Annotated in this window: 10 protein-coding genes; 4 read left to right on the top strand and 6 right to left on the bottom strand. The window is 72.8% G+C overall.

From position 1 onward, the window contains the following. Positions 1-8: 8 nt before the first annotated feature. The 4 genes from sucC to ACFYW7_RS34565 form a co-directional block, all read right to left on the bottom strand. Positions 9-1187 (bottom strand): ADP-forming succinate--CoA ligase subunit beta, encoded by a 1179-nt coding sequence (gene sucC / locus ACFYW7_RS34580; RefSeq protein ID WP_389509806.1) that lies wholly within the window; start codon positions 1185-1187, stop codon positions 9-11. A gap of 570 nt (positions 1188-1757) precedes the next feature. Then, a complete protein-coding gene (locus ACFYW7_RS34575; RefSeq protein WP_389509804.1) occupies positions 1758-2921 on the bottom strand; it encodes a VWA domain-containing protein in 1164 nt (387 codons plus the stop codon). Continuing rightward, positions 2918-5683 carry a DUF5682 family protein gene (locus ACFYW7_RS34570; protein WP_389509802.1) on the bottom strand — a complete coding sequence of 922 codons (2766 nt, stop codon included), beginning with the start codon at positions 5681-5683 and terminating at the stop codon, positions 2918-2920. Before ACFYW7_RS34570 ends, ACFYW7_RS34575 begins: the two co-directional genes overlap by 4 nt. After that, positions 5680-6828 (bottom strand): AAA family ATPase, encoded by a 1149-nt coding sequence (locus ACFYW7_RS34565; RefSeq protein ID WP_389509800.1) that lies wholly within the window; start codon positions 6826-6828, stop codon positions 5680-5682. The genes ACFYW7_RS34570 and ACFYW7_RS34565 overlap by 4 nt, the downstream gene beginning before the upstream one ends. A gap of 132 nt (positions 6829-6960) precedes the next feature. On the opposite strand from ACFYW7_RS34565, the gene ACFYW7_RS34560 reads away from it, so the two are divergent. Together ACFYW7_RS34560 and ACFYW7_RS34555 are read left to right on the top strand one after the other, a co-directional pair. Beyond that, positions 6961-8313, top strand: coding sequence for an SWIM zinc finger family protein (locus ACFYW7_RS34560; RefSeq protein ID WP_389509798.1), 1353 nt, complete (start codon positions 6961-6963; stop codon positions 8311-8313). 178 nt (positions 8314-8491) lie between these two features. Further along, the gene (locus ACFYW7_RS34555) at positions 8492-10114 is read left to right on the top strand and encodes a DUF5691 domain-containing protein (protein ID WP_389509796.1); all 1623 of its coding nucleotides are present in this window, start codon (positions 8492-8494) and stop codon (positions 10112-10114) included. 691 nt (positions 10115-10805) lie between these two features. On the opposite strand, the gene ACFYW7_RS34550 is transcribed toward ACFYW7_RS34555, so the two are convergent. After that, a complete protein-coding gene (locus ACFYW7_RS34550) occupies positions 10806-11216 on the bottom strand; it encodes a cobalamin B12-binding domain-containing protein (protein ID WP_389509793.1) in 411 nt (136 codons plus the stop codon). A 789-nt stretch (positions 11217-12005) separates the two neighbouring features. Here ACFYW7_RS34550 and ACFYW7_RS34545 point away from each other — a divergent pair. Then, the gene (locus ACFYW7_RS34545) at positions 12006-12869 is read left to right on the top strand and encodes an esterase/lipase family protein (RefSeq protein ID WP_389509790.1); all 864 of its coding nucleotides are present in this window, start codon (positions 12006-12008) and stop codon (positions 12867-12869) included. Between the two features lie 209 nt (positions 12870-13078). Beyond that, positions 13079-14776 carry a M23 family metallopeptidase gene (locus ACFYW7_RS34540; protein WP_389509788.1) on the top strand — a complete coding sequence of 566 codons (1698 nt, stop codon included), beginning with the start codon at positions 13079-13081 and terminating at the stop codon, positions 14774-14776. 122 nt (positions 14777-14898) lie between these two features. Here the strand turns inward: ACFYW7_RS34540 and pcrA are convergent, their stop codons facing one another. Next, positions 14899-17385, bottom strand: a complete 2487-nt coding sequence (pcrA, locus tag ACFYW7_RS34535) for a DNA helicase PcrA (RefSeq protein WP_389509786.1) — start codon at positions 17383-17385, stop codon at positions 14899-14901. Between the last annotated feature and the right edge of the window lie 292 nt (positions 17386-17677).

The following is a 17677-nucleotide window of genomic DNA, read 5'->3' as shown; positions in this document are numbered from 1 at the left end:
CTCGTCCCTTACTTCGCAGCCGCGAGCTCGGCGGCCTTGTCGGCCGCGCCGTCCATGGTGTCCACGCGCTGGACCAGCGGGTGGTTGGCGTCCGACAGGATCTTGCGACCCAGCTCGGCGTTGTTGCCGTCGAGACGCACGACCAGCGGCTTGGTGACTGCCTCGCCCTTGTCGGCGAGGAGCTGGAGCGCCTGGACGATGCCGTTGGCGACCTCGTCACAGGCGGTGATGCCACCGAAGACGTTGACGAAGACGGACTTGACGTCCGGGTCGCCGAGGATGATCTCCAGGCCGTTCGCCATGACCGCGGCGGAGGCGCCGCCGCCGATGTCGAGGAAGTTGGCGGGCTTGACGCCACCGTGGTTCTCACCGGCGTACGCGACGACGTCGAGGGTGCTCATGACGAGACCCGCGCCGTTGCCGATGATGCCGACCTCACCGTCGAGCTTGACGTAGTTGAGGTTCTTGGCCTTGGCGGCGGCCTCGAGCGGGTTGGCCGAGTCCTTGTCCTCGAGCGCGGCGTGGTCCGGCTGGCGGAACTCCGCGTTCTCGTCCAGGGACACCTTGCCGTCGAGGGCGATGACCTTGCCGGAGGCGACCTTGGCGAGGGGGTTGACCTCGACCAGGAGGGCGTCCTCCTTGATGAAGGTGTCCCACAGCGTCACCATGATCTCGGCGACCTGCTCGGCCACCTCGGCCGGGAACTTCGCCTGGGCGACGATCTCGCGGGCCTTCTCGATCGACACGCCTTCGTTGGCGTCGACCGGCACCTTCGCGAGGGCGTCGGGGTTCTCCTCCGCGACGACCTCGATCTCCACGCCGCCCTGAACGGACGCCATGGCGAGGAAGGTGCGGTTCGTGCGGTCGAGGAGGTACGAGACGTAGTACTCCTCGACGATCTCGGGCGCGGTCTCGGCGATCATCACCTTGTTGACCGTGTGGCCCTTGATGTCCATGCCGAGGATGTCCGTCGCGCGGGCGACGGCCTCGTCGGGGGTGGCGGCGAGCTTGACGCCACCGGCCTTGCCGCGGCCGCCGACCTTCACCTGGGCCTTGACGACGGACTTGCCGCCAAGACGCTCGGTCGCCTCGCGGGCTGCCTCAGGCGTGTCGATGACTTCACCGGCCAGCACCGGTACACCGTGCTTGGCGAAGAGGTCCCTCGCCTGGTACTCGAACAGGTCCACGCGCGTCCGTCCCTATCAGTGATCTCGCGGTTCGTTGGATGCGTGGGCGTGCCGCGAAGGGCAACGTGACGTCCGCTTGTCACAAGGGTGGCGCACACGGTGTCCGAGCGCGCGGCATGTCCGTCCCGCAGGTTATCGCCGCAGGACGCGGGTCCCTAAATCGCAGCTCACACGACAGCGGTGATACCTGTCACAGAACGGGCCCGGACAGCCCCTCACCGGGCCGGGATCCGGCTGGTGAGGACCCTGGAACGGCCCCTGAGGGGCCCGCTGGAGTGCCGCCGGGCGCCCCACGTGGTGGCCCCCGTCCCCCTGGGTGCCGCCGGCCCCTCCTCGGGGATCCGGTCCCAGGGATGCCCCGCCCTTTTTCGGCCGTCCGGGTCCCGGGGCCCGCGTCCCGGGTTCCCGGTCCCGGTTCCCGGGGCCGATTCCTGGGGCCTGGGATTCGGCTTCCGGAAGTCGGCCACCGGCCGGAAGCCGTTCGTCCGCCGCGCGAGGGTCCCCTCCCACCCCAGCGGCTTCTCCGGGCGAGGGGGTGGCCGGGGCGGGAGGGCCACCGGGGCCCGAGGCTCACCTCGTGTCCGGTACCGGAAGCGGCCGCTTCTCGATCGCCGCCGCCATGACCTCGGGAAACAGATCGGGCGTACAGGCGAACGCCGGCGCGTCGAGTGCCGCCAGTGCCGCCGCGTGCTCACGGTCGTACGCGGGCGCGCCCTCGTCGGACAGCGCGAGCAACGTCACGAACTGCACCCCGGACGCCTTCATCGCCGCGACCCGCTTCAGCATCTCGTCGCGGATCCCGCCCTCGTAGAGGTCGCTGATGAGGACCACGACCGTGTCGGCGGGCCTGGTGATCTGGGACTGGCAGTACGCCAGTGCCCGGTTGATGTCCGTGCCGCCGCCGAGCTGGGTGCCGAAGAGGACGTCGACCGGGTCGTCGAGCTGGTCGGTGAGGTCGACGACGGCCGTGTCGAAGACCACCAGCCGGGTGGCGATGGACCGCATCGACGCGAGCACGGCGCCGAACACGGAGGCGTAGACGACCGAGGCCGCCATCGACCCCGACTGGTCGATGCAGAGGATGACCTCCTTCTTCACGGACTGCGACGCCCGCCCGTAGCCGATGAGCCGCTCGGGCACGATCGTGCGGTACTCGGGCAGGTAGTGCTTCAGGTTCGCCGCGATCGTGCGGTTCCAGTCGATGTCGTGGTGGCGGGGTCTGCTGATCCGCGCGCTGCGGTCGAGGGCGCCGGTGAGCGTCGCCCGGGTCCGGGTGGCGAGCCGCTTCTCCAGGTCCTCGACGACCTTGCGCACGACGGCCCGCGCGGTCTCCTTCGTCGTCTCCGGCATGGCCTTGTTGAGGGAGAGGAGGGTGCCCACCAGGTGCACGTCGGCCTCCACCGCCTCCAGCATCTCGGGCTCCAGGAGCAGGGCGGAGAGCCCGAGCCGGTCGATGGCGTCGCGCTGCATCACCTGGACGACGGACGAGGGGAAGTAGGTGCGGATGTCGCCGAGCCAGCGCGCGACGGACGGTGCCGACGCCCCGAGCCCCGCCGACCGGTCCCGCCCCGACTGCCCCTTGCCGCCTTTTCCGTACAGCGCGCCCAGCGCGCCGTCCATGGCGGCGTCCTGCCCGGAGAGCGCGCGCCCTGTGCCGTCCGCCTCACCGCCGCCCAGCACCAGCCGCCATCTCCGCAGCCGCTCGTCGCCGGCGCCCACCGCTGCCTCGGTCATGGAAACACCCTCGCAAGGTCGTTGTCGTGACGTGTCCGGCCGGAGCCGTCCCCGCCGCCGGTCCGGTCGTCCGCGTCGGAGTGGGGGGTCTCGGAGCCGGAGTCGATACCGGAGCCGGTGTCGATGCCGGAGTCGGCGGGGGCACCGGCGTACGCGTCGCCGGGCTCTCCCAGCCCCAGCAGGAGGCTCAGGACCGGCAGTACGGCGTCGGCGCGCCCGGAGTCGAGGTCGGCGGCGAAACCGAACATTCCGGAGCCGGTGGCCGCCGCGCTCGTCCGTGTCCCCGGACCGCGTCGGACGAGTTCGCCCAGCGTCCGGCGCACACCCGGCTCGTACGCCGAGAACGTCCGGCGCAGCAGGGGCAGCACATCGGTGAACGCCTCCGTCGGCACCCCGGTCAGCCAGGCGTCCACCAGTCCGAGCAGCCGCTCGTCGTGCACGAGCAGCATGCCGCCCCCGGAGCCGCCCCCGACGAACCCCTCGATCCACGCGGCGGCGTCCGCGGGCTCGGTCCCCGGCGACAGCACGAGGCCCATGAGCCGGGCGGCCTCCTCCTGCGCGAGTTCCCCTTCGTCGAGGAGCAGGCGGACCGCGCGGCCTCTGACCACCCCCGGCGCGGTGTCCCGCGCGGCGAGCACCCCCAGCACGGAGTACCAGCGCCGGCGTGTGCCACCGCCGGGGACTCCGTCGCCGGACGCAGCGGACCCGTCGGCCGGAGACGGGCCGCCGCGGCCCGTCTCCGGGGCGGTCCGGGTGCCCGGCCCCGTGGACCCCGGCGCGCCCGGGGGCGTCCCGCCGCCGGACGCCTCCGCGGCGGTCTCCGACAGCAGCCCCACCGCCCCGTGCACGGCGTCGATGTGGCGGCGCATCTCGTCGGCGGCGTCGCTGTCGAGGGCCGCGCAGGCAGGGGGGAGGCCGACGAAGACCCGCTCGGCGAGGCCGGCGGCGACATCGGCGAGGGCATGGGTGTCCGTACCGCGCACGTCGCCGTAGCGCAGCGAGCGGACGAGGGCGGGCAGGGCCTGCGCGAGGTGGCCCACGTCCGCGTCGAGGGCGGCCCGGTCGGCGAGCACCCGCATCACCACGGGAAGCGCGTCCGGGAGGTCGGCGAGGAGACAGCGCTCGGCCAGTGCCGTGACATCGGCGAGCGAGGGCGCGCCCACGGCGTCCGCCTCGGCCTTGGCCGTCGCGGCGGCGAGGACGGTCGTGCCCCACACCCCGGCCTCGGCGACCCGCACCGACAGCTCCGGCTCCCAGCGCAGCCGCCAGGTCTCCCGGAAGGTGCCCGTGCTGCCGCGGGACGTCACGGGTTCGCCCCACGCGATGCCCAGGAGGCCCAGCCGGTGCAGCAGCCCGCTGCGTCCCGCGTCGTTCTCCTTGCGCAGGTCGAGCTCCACCTCCCGCTCCAGCGCCTCGGGTCTGAGCCGCAGGCGTCGCTGCGAGCGCGCGAGGTCCCGTTGCAGCGGCACCGCCGGCGCGGACTCCGGCACCTCCCCCAGGACGTCCCCGACCACGAGCCGGTCGCGCACCAGCGCCAGGGGGACGTCGGATCCCTCGCACATCACGGCGCGGACGGCGTCGGTGGTCTCCGTCAGCCCCGGCAGCGGGCGGCCCCGCATCGCGGCGAGGGTGTCGGCGAGCCGCACGGCCTCGATGACATGGGCGGACGACACGCCGTGGTCCTCGTCGCGCAGCAGCCGGGCCACCTTCGTCATCCACCGCGCGACCGGGCGGTCGGGTGCGCTGAACAGATGCCCGTACCAGCCGGGCGAGTCGATGCCCGCGCCGTACCCGCTGGCCCGGGAGAGCCTGCGGTACGTCCAGGGCACCCAGGTGAGGTCGACCTTCACCTTGGGCAGGCCCTTGAGCAGCGCCCGGTCGGCCCCGACCGCGGTCCTCCCCTTCAGCGCGGGCACGTGCCAGGCCCCGCAGACCACGGCGACGTCGTCCCCGAACTCTCTCCGCGCCGCCCTGATCCGGAGCCGCATGTACGCCTCCCGCACCAGGTCGCGGTCGTGTCCGCCGACCCCGTACGCCTCGCGCAGCGCCCCCATGGCCTCCGCCAGCACGGTGAACGGGGCGAACGGATCGGCCGCCGCGGACCGGTGCTCGACCACGTCCTCCCACCAGCGCTCCGGGTCGTCGTACCCGGCCGTCTCGGCGAGCACCGCGAGGGGGTCGACGCGCACGGCGGTGTCGAGGGACCGGTCGTCGTCACCCCCCTCGTCCGCCGGCCCCGCCCCTCCTGCGGGACCGGCGGACGCGTCGGGGCCGGCGGACACGTCAGGGGCCCCGGACGCGTCGGAGGGCTCTGCCCCCTGCTCGCCCCGGGCCGGGACCGGGTCCCGGGTCGGATCCAGGTCCCGGGCCGGGTCCGCCGTCCCCCAGGCCAAGGTGTGGGACGCCGGGAGGTCGATGAAGCGGACCGGCGCTCCGTGTTCCAGGGCCCACCTGATCGCCACCCACTCCGGTGAGAACTCGGCCAGCGGCCAGAAGGCGGAGTGACCGGGCTCGTCCACGACATGGGCGAGGAGGGCGACCGGGGGCCGCATGTCCTTCTCCGCGGCCAGCGGGACGAGCGCGTCCGCCTCGGGCGGGCCCTCGATCAGGACGACCCGCGGGGCCGCCGCGTCCAGCGCCGCCCGCACCGCCCGGGCCGACCCCGGCCCGTGGTGCCGCACGCCGAGCAGCAGCGGCCCCGGGCTCCGGACGCCCGTCCCGTCGTCCCGTACGGACGGCTCGGCGTCCCGCACTCCGCTCATGCGCTCACCTCGCGGCAGGCACGGTAGAAGTCCTTCCAGCCGTCCCGCTCGCGGACGACCGCTTCCAGATACTCCTGCCAGACGACCCGGTCGGCCGCCGGGTCACGGACGACTGCGCCGAGAATGCCCGCGGCGACGTCCCCCGCCCGCAGGACGCCGTCACCGAAGTGGGCGGCCAGGGCGAGGCCGTTGGTGATCACGGAGATCGCCTCGGCCGTGGACAGCGTGCCGCTGGGGGACTTCAGCTTGGTCCGCCCGTCGGCCGTGATCCCGTCGCGCAGTTCGCGGAAGACGGTGACGACCCGGCGGATCTCGTCGATCCCCTCCGGCACGGCGGGCAGGTCCAGGGAGCGGCCGATCTGGTCGACCCGGCGCGAGACGATCTCGACCTCGGCGTCGGCGCTCGCCGGCAGGGGCAGCACCACCGTGTTGAAGCGGCGGCGCAGCGCGCTGGACAGTTCGTTGACCCCGCGGTCCCGGTCGTTGGCGGTGGCGATCAGGTTGAAGCCGCTCACCGCCTGCACCTCCTGGCCCAATTCCGGTATCGGCAGGGTCTTTTCGGAGAGGATCGTGATCAGGCTGTCCTGAACGTCCGCGGGGACACGGGTCAGTTCCTCGACGCGGGCCGTCATGCCCTCGGCCATGGCCCGCATGACGGGGCTGGGCACGAGCGCGTCCCGGCTGGGCCCGTGCGCGAGCAACTGCGCGTAGTTCCAGCCGTACCGGATCGCCTCCTCCGGTGTACCGGCCGTGCCCTGCACCAGCAGGGTCGAGTCCCCGCTGACCGCGGCGGCCAGGTGTTCGGACACCCAGGTCTTCGCGGTGCCGGGCACCCCGAGCAGCAGCAGCGCCCGGTCGGTGGCGAGCGTGGTGACGGCGACCTCGACGATGCGGCGCGGTCCCACGTACTTCGGGGTGATCACGGTGCCGTCAGGCAGGGTGCCGCCGAGCAGGTAGGTGGCCACGGCCCAGGGCGACAGCAGCCAGCGAGCCGGGCGGGGCCGGTCGTCCTGAGCGGCGAGCGCGGCGAGTTCGGCGGCGAAGGCGTGCTCGGCGTGCGGTCGCAGCGCCTCGCCCTGTGCCCCGCTCGTCCCCCTGTCTCCCGCGGGTGTGTCGACGGACGTCGGTTCAACGGACACGGACATGCCGGGTCCCCCTCCAGCTCGGCCGGTTCGGATCTGGTTCCACCGTGCACCACACCACTGACAATGCACTCTGACCTGCACGGATGTATCCGTGAGGGCTGATTGTCAGTGGGGGGACCTACCTTCGAAGACATGACACAGCAGGCGGTGCGCTGGACGGCGGATCAGGTGCTGGCACTGGCGCCTGACGCCGCGTCGCGCAAGGCGGGGAGCAAGCTCGGCGTGGCCGGTCCGTGGTCGCAGGCGGGCGGTTCCGAGGAGGGGACGGTATGGGGACTGTGCAGGGGGAGCGGCAGCAAGCCGTACCAGACGGTCATCGACATCGCGGACCCGACGGGTCCCGCGTACAAGTGCAGTTGCCCGAGCCGGAAGTTCCCGTGCAAGCACGCGCTGGGTCTGCTGCTGCTCTGGGCGGGCGCGGCCGACGCGGTGCCGTCCGGGCCGGCGCCGGACTGGGCCGCGCAGTGGATCGAGGGAAGACGCGGGCGCGCCGAGCGCAAAGCGGCGGACGGGGGATCTGGAGCGTCCTCGCCGGCTGATCCCGAGGCGGCGCGGCGCAGGGCGGAGCGGCGGGCCGGGCGCATCACCGCGGGGGCGACCGAGCTGGAGCGGCGGCTGGCGGATCTGCTGCGCGGCGGCCTCGCCTCCGCCGAGAGCGCGGGGTACGGGCTGTGGGAGGAGACGGCGGCCCGGATGGTCGACGCGCAGGCGTCCGGTCTGGCGGCGCGCGTGCGGGAGTTGGGCGCGATCCCGTCGTCGGGACCGGGGTGGCCGGTGCGCCTGCTGGAGGAGTGCGCGCTGCTCCATCTCCTCGACCAGGGGTGGCTGCGACGGGAGCGGCTGCCGGACGACCTCGCCGCGACGGTCCGCTCCCGCGTCGGCCTGTCCGGTTCGGCGGACGGTCCGCCGGTGCGCGACCGCTGGCTGGTCCTCGCGCAGTACGACACGGCCGACGCCCGCCTCACCACGCGCAGGATCTGGCTGTACGGCGCGGAGTCCGGCCGCACCGCCCTGCTCCTCTCCTACGGCGCGGCGGGCCGGGCCCCCGAGCTCGCGCTTCCGGTGGGGCTGGCCTTCGAGGCGGAGGTGTCCGCGTACGCGGGAGGCGGGCAGTCGCGGGCGGCGCTGGGCGAGCGGTTCACCCCTCCGGCGCCCGCGGCGATACGGCCGGCGGGGCTGACCACGTTCCAGGCGGCCGCCCGCTACGGAGAGGCCCTGCGCACCGACCCCTGGCTGGACTCCTGTCCGGTCACCCTGGACCGGGTGGTCCCGACCCCGGACGGCGACGCGTGGCAACTGGCGGACGCGGACGGCGAGTCGGCCCTCCCCCTTACTCCCGCTTCGCGGTCCCGGCCCGAGTTGTGGCGGCTGGTCGCCCTCTCCGGCGGCGCCCCGGTCACGGTGTTCGGCGAGTGCGGACACCGCGGGTTCACTCCGCTGACCGCGTGGGCGACGAGCGGGAGCGACGCGGTGCCGCTGTGCTGACCGCCGTCGCCCCGACCGCCCGTCCGGGCACCGCGCTCGGCTCACCTCCTCCTCGCCGCTTCGCCTCCCGGGCGACCACCTCGCTCCTCACTCCGGGCACCCCACCAGCCGCCCCGACGGCCACCACCGTCGCGGCCATCCGGCCGCCGCTGATGCCCTCCGTACGGAAAGGACGCTCGTGAACACGACCTCGGCTGCGGCGGGACCGCCCGTCGGCGCCTCTTGGGAAGAGCTCGTCACCGTGGCGCTGCTCGGGACGGAGCGACGTACGCCTCCGGGCCTGCGCCCGGGGCAGCAGGCCTCCGTGGCCCTGCTGGACGCGGCCGCCGTGGAGACCGTGCGGCGACGGGCCGGGATCCGGCCGGCCCGGGCGGCGGCCCGCCCGGAACCGGCGGCGCCGGACCCGCGGGCCGCGCTGCCGCCCGCCGCGGCCGGCCGACTGGCGACCTTGCTGGCGGACCGTCCCGGCACGGGCGGGAGCGGTCGCAGGGGTGCGGCACCCGACCTGATGGAACTGCTGCCCCAGTGGCTGGCACTGGCGAACGCGCGCGGTTTCGCCGCGCCCCCGCAGATCCTTCCGGCGCTGCTCGACGCGGCCCGGGGGCGCACCGACCTGCGCCCCGCCGCGCTGGCCTTCGCGGGGCCGCGGGCGTTGTGGCTGGCCCGGCTCAACCCGGAGTGGCGGTTCGCGCTGCGTTCCGCGCCGGGCGGTGGCGCCGAGCTGCCGGAGCCGGACGAGGTCGCTCGTGTGCGACAGCTCTGGCAGGAGGGGCTGTTCGCCGAACGGGTCGCGCTGCTGACGTCGGTGCGTGCCAAGGACGCCTCCGCCGCGCGCGAGTTGCTCGTCACGACGTGGGCGACGGAACGTGCCGAGGACCGGCTGATGTTCCTCGACTCGTTCCGGTCCGAGCTGTGCGCCGAGGACGAACCGTTCCTCGAGCTGGCCCTGGCCGACCGCAGTCGCAACGTACGGGCCACGGCGGCCGATCTGCTGTCCGCGTTGCCGGGGTCCGCGCTGGCCGCGCGGATGGCTGCCAGGGCCGGTTCGTGCGTGGCCGTCGACCGCACCCAGGGCACGCCCGTGATCGTGGTCGAGGCCCCGCACGAGTGCGACGCGGGGATGGAACGGGACGGCGTGGTGGCGAAGCCTCCGGCGGGACGGGGCGAACGGTCCTGGTGGCTGGGCCAGTTGGTCGAGGCGGCACCGCTCGGGAGCTGGCGGGAGCGGTTCGGCGGGCGTTCCCCGGAGGAGACGGTGGCCCTGCCCGTGGCGGACGGCTGGCAGGGGGAACTGCACGCCGCGTGGTGCCGGGCGGCGGTCCGGCAGCGTGATCCCGGGTGGTCGAGGGCGCTCCTCGGGGCACCCGGAGCGCCGGAGGCCGGTGGGCCGGGGGCGGTGTCCCTGGCCGAGCGGTCCAAGCTGCTCGCCACCCTGGGCGCGGAGGAGCGGGCCGACTGGGTGGCGGGGTTCATCGGTACGCACGGGCTGTCCGAGGCGTTCCAGCTGCTCGGGGCGTGCGCCGTCCCCTGGTCGGGGAACCTCGGGCGGGCGGTGGTGGACGCCCTCGACATCGCGCGGGACGCGGGGAGCTTCCCGTGGAGTTTCAGCGGGGTGATGGGACTGGCCGAGCGCTGTCTCGACCCCGTGGAGGCGGGGCGGCTCGACGCGCTCACCTCGGTGCCGGACGAGTCGGAGCACACGGTGCCCGGGGCCGGGGGCTACTGGGCCGAGGCGTTCCAGCGGCTCGTGACGACGTTGCGGCTGAGGGCGGCGATGGCCGCCGAGCTCACGGCCCCCTGAGGCTCCGCCCGACACCGGCGCGCCCCGCCCCCGTAGGAGACCCGGGCTCCGGACGGTCCCGGACGAGGTCCTGGAAGCCTCCGTCACGCGGATCGCTCCGCGCCACCCGAATCCGCCGGGTGACGCGACCCCGACACCGGCGGTCCGCCCGGCCGACGGCACGGAAGCACCGGGCCGCCCAGGTACGCACCTGGGCGACCGAAGTGGTCGCACGACCGGGCAGGGTGGCCCACGCCCGGTGGACCGGGGCGGTCACGCCCGGTGGGCCACCGCGGGGCGCACCCATCGAACGGGGTGCCCCGGCCGGAGGACCAGGACCGTCGCGCCTGACCGGCCAGGGGTCGCGCTCCGGGCGGAGCGGTCGCGCCTCGGCGACTCGGGGCGGTCACACCCAGCCGAACGAGGGGGCACGCCCGGTGGACTGCGGTGGTCGCACCCGGTGGGCCGGAGTGGCCCCGCCCGATGAGTCGGGACCGTCGCGCCGGACCCGACCAGGGGCGGCCCCGACCGGAGTGGTTACGCCCCGACGGATCGAGGCGGTCACACCAGGCCGGCCAGGGGTCACCCCGGTCGCGGTGGTCACCCCCCAGCAGATCGAGGCTGTCGCACCCGGCCGGCCAGGGGGTCAGGTCCCGGCCGGGGTGGTCACGTCCCGTTCGGACCGGGCACGCTCGATGGCGGGGTGGTCGTGTCAGGCCGGCTGCCTGACGTTCGCCCGTACCCAGTCCACGATCGACGTGGTCGTCGCGCCCGGCGTGAAGAGTTCCGCGACGCCCTTCTCCTTGAGCGGGGCGATGTCCGCCTCGGGGATGATGCCGCCGCCGAAGACCTTGATGTCCTCGGCGTCGCGCTCCTTGAGGAGCGTGAGGACGGCCGCGAAGAGCGTGTTGTGGGCACCGGAGAGGATGGACAGGCCGATCGCGTCGGCGTCCTCCTGGATCGCGGTGTCGACGATCTGCTCGGGGGTCTGATGAAGACCGGTGTAGATGACCTCCATACCGGCGTCGCGCAGCGCCCGCGCGATCACCTTGGCCCCGCGATCGTGGCCGTCGAGCCCCGGCTTGGCCACCACCACGCGGATCGGACCGGCTGCCACACCCATCACTGCCTCCATGAACCGACTGCATCAATCTGTACCGACGAGGACTGCCGGCACATACCTGCGACTACCGACCGACCGGTACCGATCAGGGCCACCACCCGGTGACCACCCATCGGAACACGTCGACCACTTACTGTTACCAGGCGGTATCCACCGACCGCCCGACTACTGACCATCGACACATACCGCACATTTTTTTCGCCCGCCGTCCCCGGCGCCTCCGGAGCACCGGTCGGGCCAAGCGGCACAGGTGCCCCGAGCCGTATTCGGCCGGGGAAGTGAACGAACGTTATCGCCAGCATCCCGTAACCGGCAGTTTCACGGTGGAGACCGAGGGGGAAATCACACAGTGGGACAAGTTCGCCGCGCACGGTTCCGTACCGCGGCACTGGCGCCGCACACATGAGCGGCGTACGGGCCACGGCCGGAGCCTCGCGCAAGAAGAGCCGCGATCAGGTGGCCACAGCACCGCGCCGTCAGCGGGACGGCGTGGCGATGGGGCACATCGGCAACGGCACGACAGCGGGGAGCCACGCCGGGAAGAGGACAGCGGGACGACGAGAACGACTCCACGCCACGGCACGATGTCGGCTCAGCCTGCCGACGGACCGCCGCGGAGCCGGGGTCGGTGTCGTGTCCCCCGATCCTCGGCACGGCACTCCGTAGCGTCACCGGCCTCCCATGCGCCGAGGACGCGCCGTCGGCCACCGCCGTCGCCGACCTCACGGCTTTCCGCTAGGGCACACGGGGGACGGAGTGGTCCTGCCGCGTGCCGACTGGAGGTCGGCCATGAAGGTCACCGGGGCCGCGACGCCCTTTCTTCCCCTCTGTCAGCGCCTGTTTCCGACACGACTGGCCGGCCTATCGGTAGCCCTGCTGAAGGCAACAGCCCTGGAGATCGCGATCCTCGCCGGACACCTCCTCCTCTACCCCTCCGGCATCACCCAGGAGCGCCGCGCCACCCCCTCGCTCCCCTCCCCCGACGACGCCGCCAAGCTGCCCACCGAGGACAAGCCCCCGGTCGTGCTGCTCCACGGCTTCATCGACAACCGTTCCGTCTTCCTGCTGCTGCGCCGCAACCTCGCCCAGCACGGCAGGCAGCACATCGAGTCGCTGAACTACTCGCCGCTGACGTGCGACATCCGCACCGCGGCGGAGCTGCTGGGCCGGCACATCGAGGAGATCTGCGAGCGCACGGGCCACGAGCGGGTCGACATCGTCGGGCACAGCCTCGGCGGACTGATCGCGCGCTACTACGTGCAGTGCCTCGGCGGCGACACCCACGTCCGCACGCTGGTCACCCTCGGCACCCCGCACTCGGGCACCCGCGTGGCCCCTCTGATGAACGCGCACCCGATCGTCCGCCAGATGCGCCCCGGTTCCGCGGTGATCGACGAGCTGACCGGACCGGCCCCGGGCTGCCGCACGCAGTTCGTGAGCTTCTGGAGCGATCTCGACCACCTGATGGATCCGCTGGAGACGGCCTGCGTGGACCACCCCGACCTGCTCACCCAGAACGTCCGGGTCAGCGGTGTCGGCCATCTCGCGCTGCCCGTGCACCCGGCCGTCGCGACAGGGATCCGCCAGGCACTCGACATCGAGGCGTCCGGAGCCCGCGGCGCCGCCCGGGTCGGCGGTCTCACGGTGGCCTGACGGTCCCCTGACAGCCGCCTCACACCCCCGGCAACTCGAACGTATATCGAACGCCAGGCCAAAGCCTGGTCCGCCCTCCCCCGAAACGCAGCCGAATGCCCCTTTCCGCCGAAGGGGAAACCTGCCGAAGATTGTCGCGCCCGCATACCGCCGGGTACAGTCGCCGCACTGCTCTGCCAGCCCCTGTTGTCGAGGCGAAAGAGAAGTTGGTGAACGACCGTCACCCGTCGGGGATCGTGACTCCCCCGGCCCCGGCTTCCGATGCCGATCCGGCGCTCTACGCGCCGTACGGCGCCCACGAAGCCCAGTACGGCGATGTCACCGCGCACGGCGACTACTCCGCCGCCGCTTTCGGCCCCGGCGCGAACACGGCCACCGCAGATCCCTACGCCACGCACTACGACGCCGACCCGCTCTTCGGCAACATGCCGGGCGGCGGCACCGGTTCGTACGACGCCACGCAGTGGAACTCCGGCGCCCAGCAGGCGCAGGAGTACGACCCGTACGCGGCGCAGCACCAGGCCTCCTACGACACCGGCGCCTACGGGACGACGGCCTGGGCTGCGGGCTACCAGCAGCTCGCCGACATTCCCGCGCAGCACCAGGGTCCGGACGCCTCGGGCCAGTGGGACGCGAACACCTGGGTCCAGCCCGGCCAGTCGGCCGACGGGACGCAGCAGTGGGGCGCGCCGACGCAGGAGACGGGCGCGTACGACGCCACCCAGTGGAACACCGCCGGCGGCCAGGGCGCGTACCAGGCGTACGAGCACCAACAGCCGGAGCCGTACGAACACCAGCACTCCCAGCACGAGTACCCGCAGCAGCACGAACACCCGCAGCAGCACGCCGAGTCCGAGGCGTACAACCACGAGCTCACCCAGCTCGACATGACGTACGAGCCGCCCGCCGATCCGACGGCTCCGGTTCCCTTCGACCAGCTGGCGACCGCCACCTTCGAGCAGGCCCGCGATCAACTCGACCTCGACGAGGACGAGTTCGACGAGGGTGAATTCGACGAGGACGAGGACGAGTTCGAAGAGGGCGACGACACCGAGCCGGACGACTCCCACAAGGCGTACGACGCGTACGCCGAGGGGCGCGAGACGCCGTTGCTCGAAGGCGTGGAGGAGATCACCCCGGCGCCGCGTCCGGCGTCGCGGTCCGCCTCCCGTTCCCGGCGCCGCAGTCCCGCGAAACGTTCCGCCCTGCTGACCGTCGCGGTGCCCTCCGCCTGCGTGATGGGCGTCGCGGGGATCGCGGCCGCCTCCGTGGTGGACACCGGCGGGAGCGACACGCGGGACACGACGGCCAGCGCCTCCGACACGGCCGCGGTGAAGCCGTCGGCCGCCAACAACAAGCTGGACACCCAGCTCAGGAGCCTTTCCGCGGGCGCGGACGACTTCGCCGACCGGGCGAGCCGTACGCAGGAACGCATCGACCTCAAGGCCCAGCAGGTGTCGGAGAAGAAGAAGGCGGCGGAGGAGGCGGCCCGCAAGGAGCGGCTGCGCCCGAAGTTCGCCCTTCCGGTGGCGCAGCAGGGCCTCAGCGCCTACTACGGCCAGGCAGGCATCAACTGGATGTCCGTGCACACGGGCATCGACTTCCCTGTCTCGTACGGCACTCCGGTGATGTCCGCGACCGACGGGACCGTGCGGACGCAGTGGAACAGCGCGTACGGCAACATGATGATCGTGACCGCGATGGACGGCACCGAGACGTGGTACTGCCACCTCTCCACGTACAAGGTCCCCTCGGGCACCACCGTGAAGGCCGGTGACCAGATCGCGTTCTCGGGGAACTCCGGCAACTCGACCGGCCCGCACCTGCACTTCGAGGTCCGGCCGGCCGGCGGTTCGGCGATCGACCCGCTGCCGTGGCTGCGCAGCCACAGCCTGGACCCCACCTGACCCGCACCGCGCACCTCGCGGCGACGGTCGTCCTCTGATCCGCCCCGCATGCGGCGGCGAACGGCCGTCGATCCCCGGCGCCCTCCGGCGGCCGGGGATCTCCCGTGACCGGGTGGCCCCCGCTACAGCTTCTCGACCGGCGCGTACCGCAGGAGCAGCCGCTTCGGCTTGGGCTCTCCGAAGTCGACCGTAGCTTCCGTGTTCGCGCCCGTCCCCTTCACACCGACCACGGTGCCGAGGCCGAACTGGTCGTGCGTGACCCGGTCCCCGACCGCCAGGGAGACCACCGGCTTCTCGGAGGCGCCGCGTCGCGTGGCGAACCCGGAGGCCCCCGAGGCGGCGGAACGCGAGCGCGACGACGACAGGGACGCGGCGACTCCCGAGACCGGGCCGGCAGCCCTGGGCACCGTCGCCCCGGTGCGCTTCCAGTCCAGATGGACCGCCGGGATCTCCTCCAGGAAACGCGAGGGCGGGTTGTACGAGGGCTGCCCCCAGGCGCTGCGCATCGACGAGCGGGTGAGGTAGAGCCGCTCCCGCGCGCGCGTGATGCCGACGTAGGCCAGGCGCCGCTCCTCCTCCAGCTCCTTGACCTGTCCGAGGGCGCGCATGTGCGGGAAGACGCCGTCCTCCATGCCGGTCAGGAAGACCACCGGGAATTCGAGGCCCTTGGCGGTGTGCAGGGTCATCAGGGTGATGACGCCGTTGCCGTCCTCCTCGTCCGGGATCTGGTCGGAGTCGGCGACGAGCGCGACCCTCTCGAGGAACGCGGAGAGTCCGGCCGGGGCCTCGCCCTCACCGGTCTCCTGCTCGAACTCCAGTGCCACGGCGGCGAGTTCCTGGAGGTTCTCGATCCGGGTCTCGTCCTGCGGGTCGGTGGAGGCCTGCAACTCGGCCAGGTAGCCGGTGCGTTCGAGGACGGCCTCCAGCACGGTGGCCGGGCTCGCGCCGGACTCGGCGATGGTGCGGAGGTCCTCCATGAGCACGTTGAACCGCTTGACCGCGTTGGTGGAGCGCGCGGCCATGCCGTAGGCCTCGTCGACGCGGCGCAGCGCCTGCGCGAAGCTGATCTTCTCGCGCTGCGAGAGGGCGTCGATCATCGCCTCGGCGCGGTCGCCGATGCCGCGCTTGGGCACGTTCAGGATGCGGCGCAGCGGGACCGAGTCCTCGGGGTTGGACAGCACCCTGAGGTAGGCCAGGACGTCCCGGACCTCTTTGCGCTCGTAGAAACGGACTCCGCCGACGACCTTGTACGGCAGGCCGACGCGGATGAAGATCTCCTCGAAGACACGGGACTGCGCGTTCGTCCGGTAGAAGACCGCGACGTCGCCGGCCTTGGCCTCGCCCGCGTCGGTGAGACGGTCTATCTCCTCGGCGACGAACTGGGCCTCGTCGTGCTCGGTGTCCGCGACGTAGCCCGTGATGTTCGCGCCCGCGCCCGCGTTGGTCCACAGGTTCTTGGGGCGGCGGGATTCGTTGCGCTCGATGACCGCGTTGGCGGCGGACAGGATCGTCTGGGTGGAGCGGTAGTTCTGCTCCAGGAGGATCGTGGTCGCGCTCGGGTAGTCCTCCTCGAACTGGAGGATGTTGCGGATGGTCGCGCCGCGGAAGGCGTAGATCGACTGGTCGGCGTCGCCCACGACGCACAGCTCGGCGGGGAGCAGGTCGAACTCGCCGGACGGTACGTCCACGGGGTGGGCGGAGGTGCCGACGAGTTCCCGGACCAGCGCGTACTGCGCGTGGTTGGTGTCCTGGTACTCGTCGACCAGGACGTGCCGGAACCGGCGGTGGTAGTGCTCGGCCACGTCCGGGAAGGCACGCAGGAGATTGACCGTGGTCATGATCAGGTCGTCGAAGTCGAGCGCGTTGGCCTCGCGCAGCCGCGACTGGTACATCGCGTAGGCCTGGGCGAGGGTCTTCTCGAAGCCGTCGGTGGCCTGGACCGCGAAGTCCTCCTCGTCGATCAGCTCGTTCTTCAGGTTCGAGATCTTGGCGCTGAACGACTTCGGCGGGAAGCGCTTCGGGTCGAGGTCGAGATCACGGCAGACGAGCGCCATGAGCCGCTTGGAGTCGGCGGCGTCGTAGATCGAGAACGACGAGGTGAAGCCGAGCCTCTTGCTCTCGCGGCGCAGGATGCGGACGCAGGCGCTGTGGAACGTCATCACCCACATCGCGTTGGCGCGCGGGCCCACGAGCGCCTCGACGCGCTCCTTCATCTCGCCCGCGGCCTTGTTCGTGAAGGTGATCGCGAGGATCTGGCCGGGGTGGACGTGGCGCTCGCCGAGCAGGTGGGCGATCCGGTGGGTGAGCACACGGGTCTTGCCGGAGCCCGCGCCGGCCACGATGAGCAGCGGGGAGCCGGCGTGCACCACGGCCGCGCGCTGGTTCTCGTTCAGGCCGTCCAGCAGGGCCGCCGGGTCCACGGCGGGCCTGGGCGCGCCGTCGCGGTAGTACGCGTCCCGGTTCGGCGGCACGTCGAACCTGCCGCCGAACAGATCGTCCGGAACCGACTCCGGTACGTGATCGTCCTCGGGCGGCGGCGGGTGTTCGTCCTCGTGAGCCGCGGAGGGCTGGAGGGCCGCCAGGAAGCTGTCATCAAAGAGGCTGCTCATCGCTCTCCGAGTCTAGGCCGCCCCACTGACAGCCCGCCGCCACCCCGGAAACTCGGCCGGAAGTCATGACGCGGCTCGCTGGCGGACCGGCTCGCTCCGACGACACCGGAGGCGGTGACCGTACGCGTCCGCACCGCGACGGCGGCGAACCGGCCCCGGGTCGGCGCCGGGGCCGAACCCCGCAGCCGGCCGGGGTCGGCACCGGGGTGGAACCCCCACGCACCCGCACCCCCCGGCGGACACCCGGGCGCGAACCGTCGCCCGCCCGCTCGGGACACACTGCCACGAAGGC

Source organism: Streptomyces sp. NPDC002580, assembly GCF_042889485.1.
Lineage (GTDB): Bacteria > Actinomycetota > Actinomycetes > Streptomycetales > Streptomycetaceae > Streptomyces.
The sequence above is the reverse complement of the archived record's forward strand: the minus strand, read 5'-3'. Positions and strand labels throughout refer to the sequence as shown.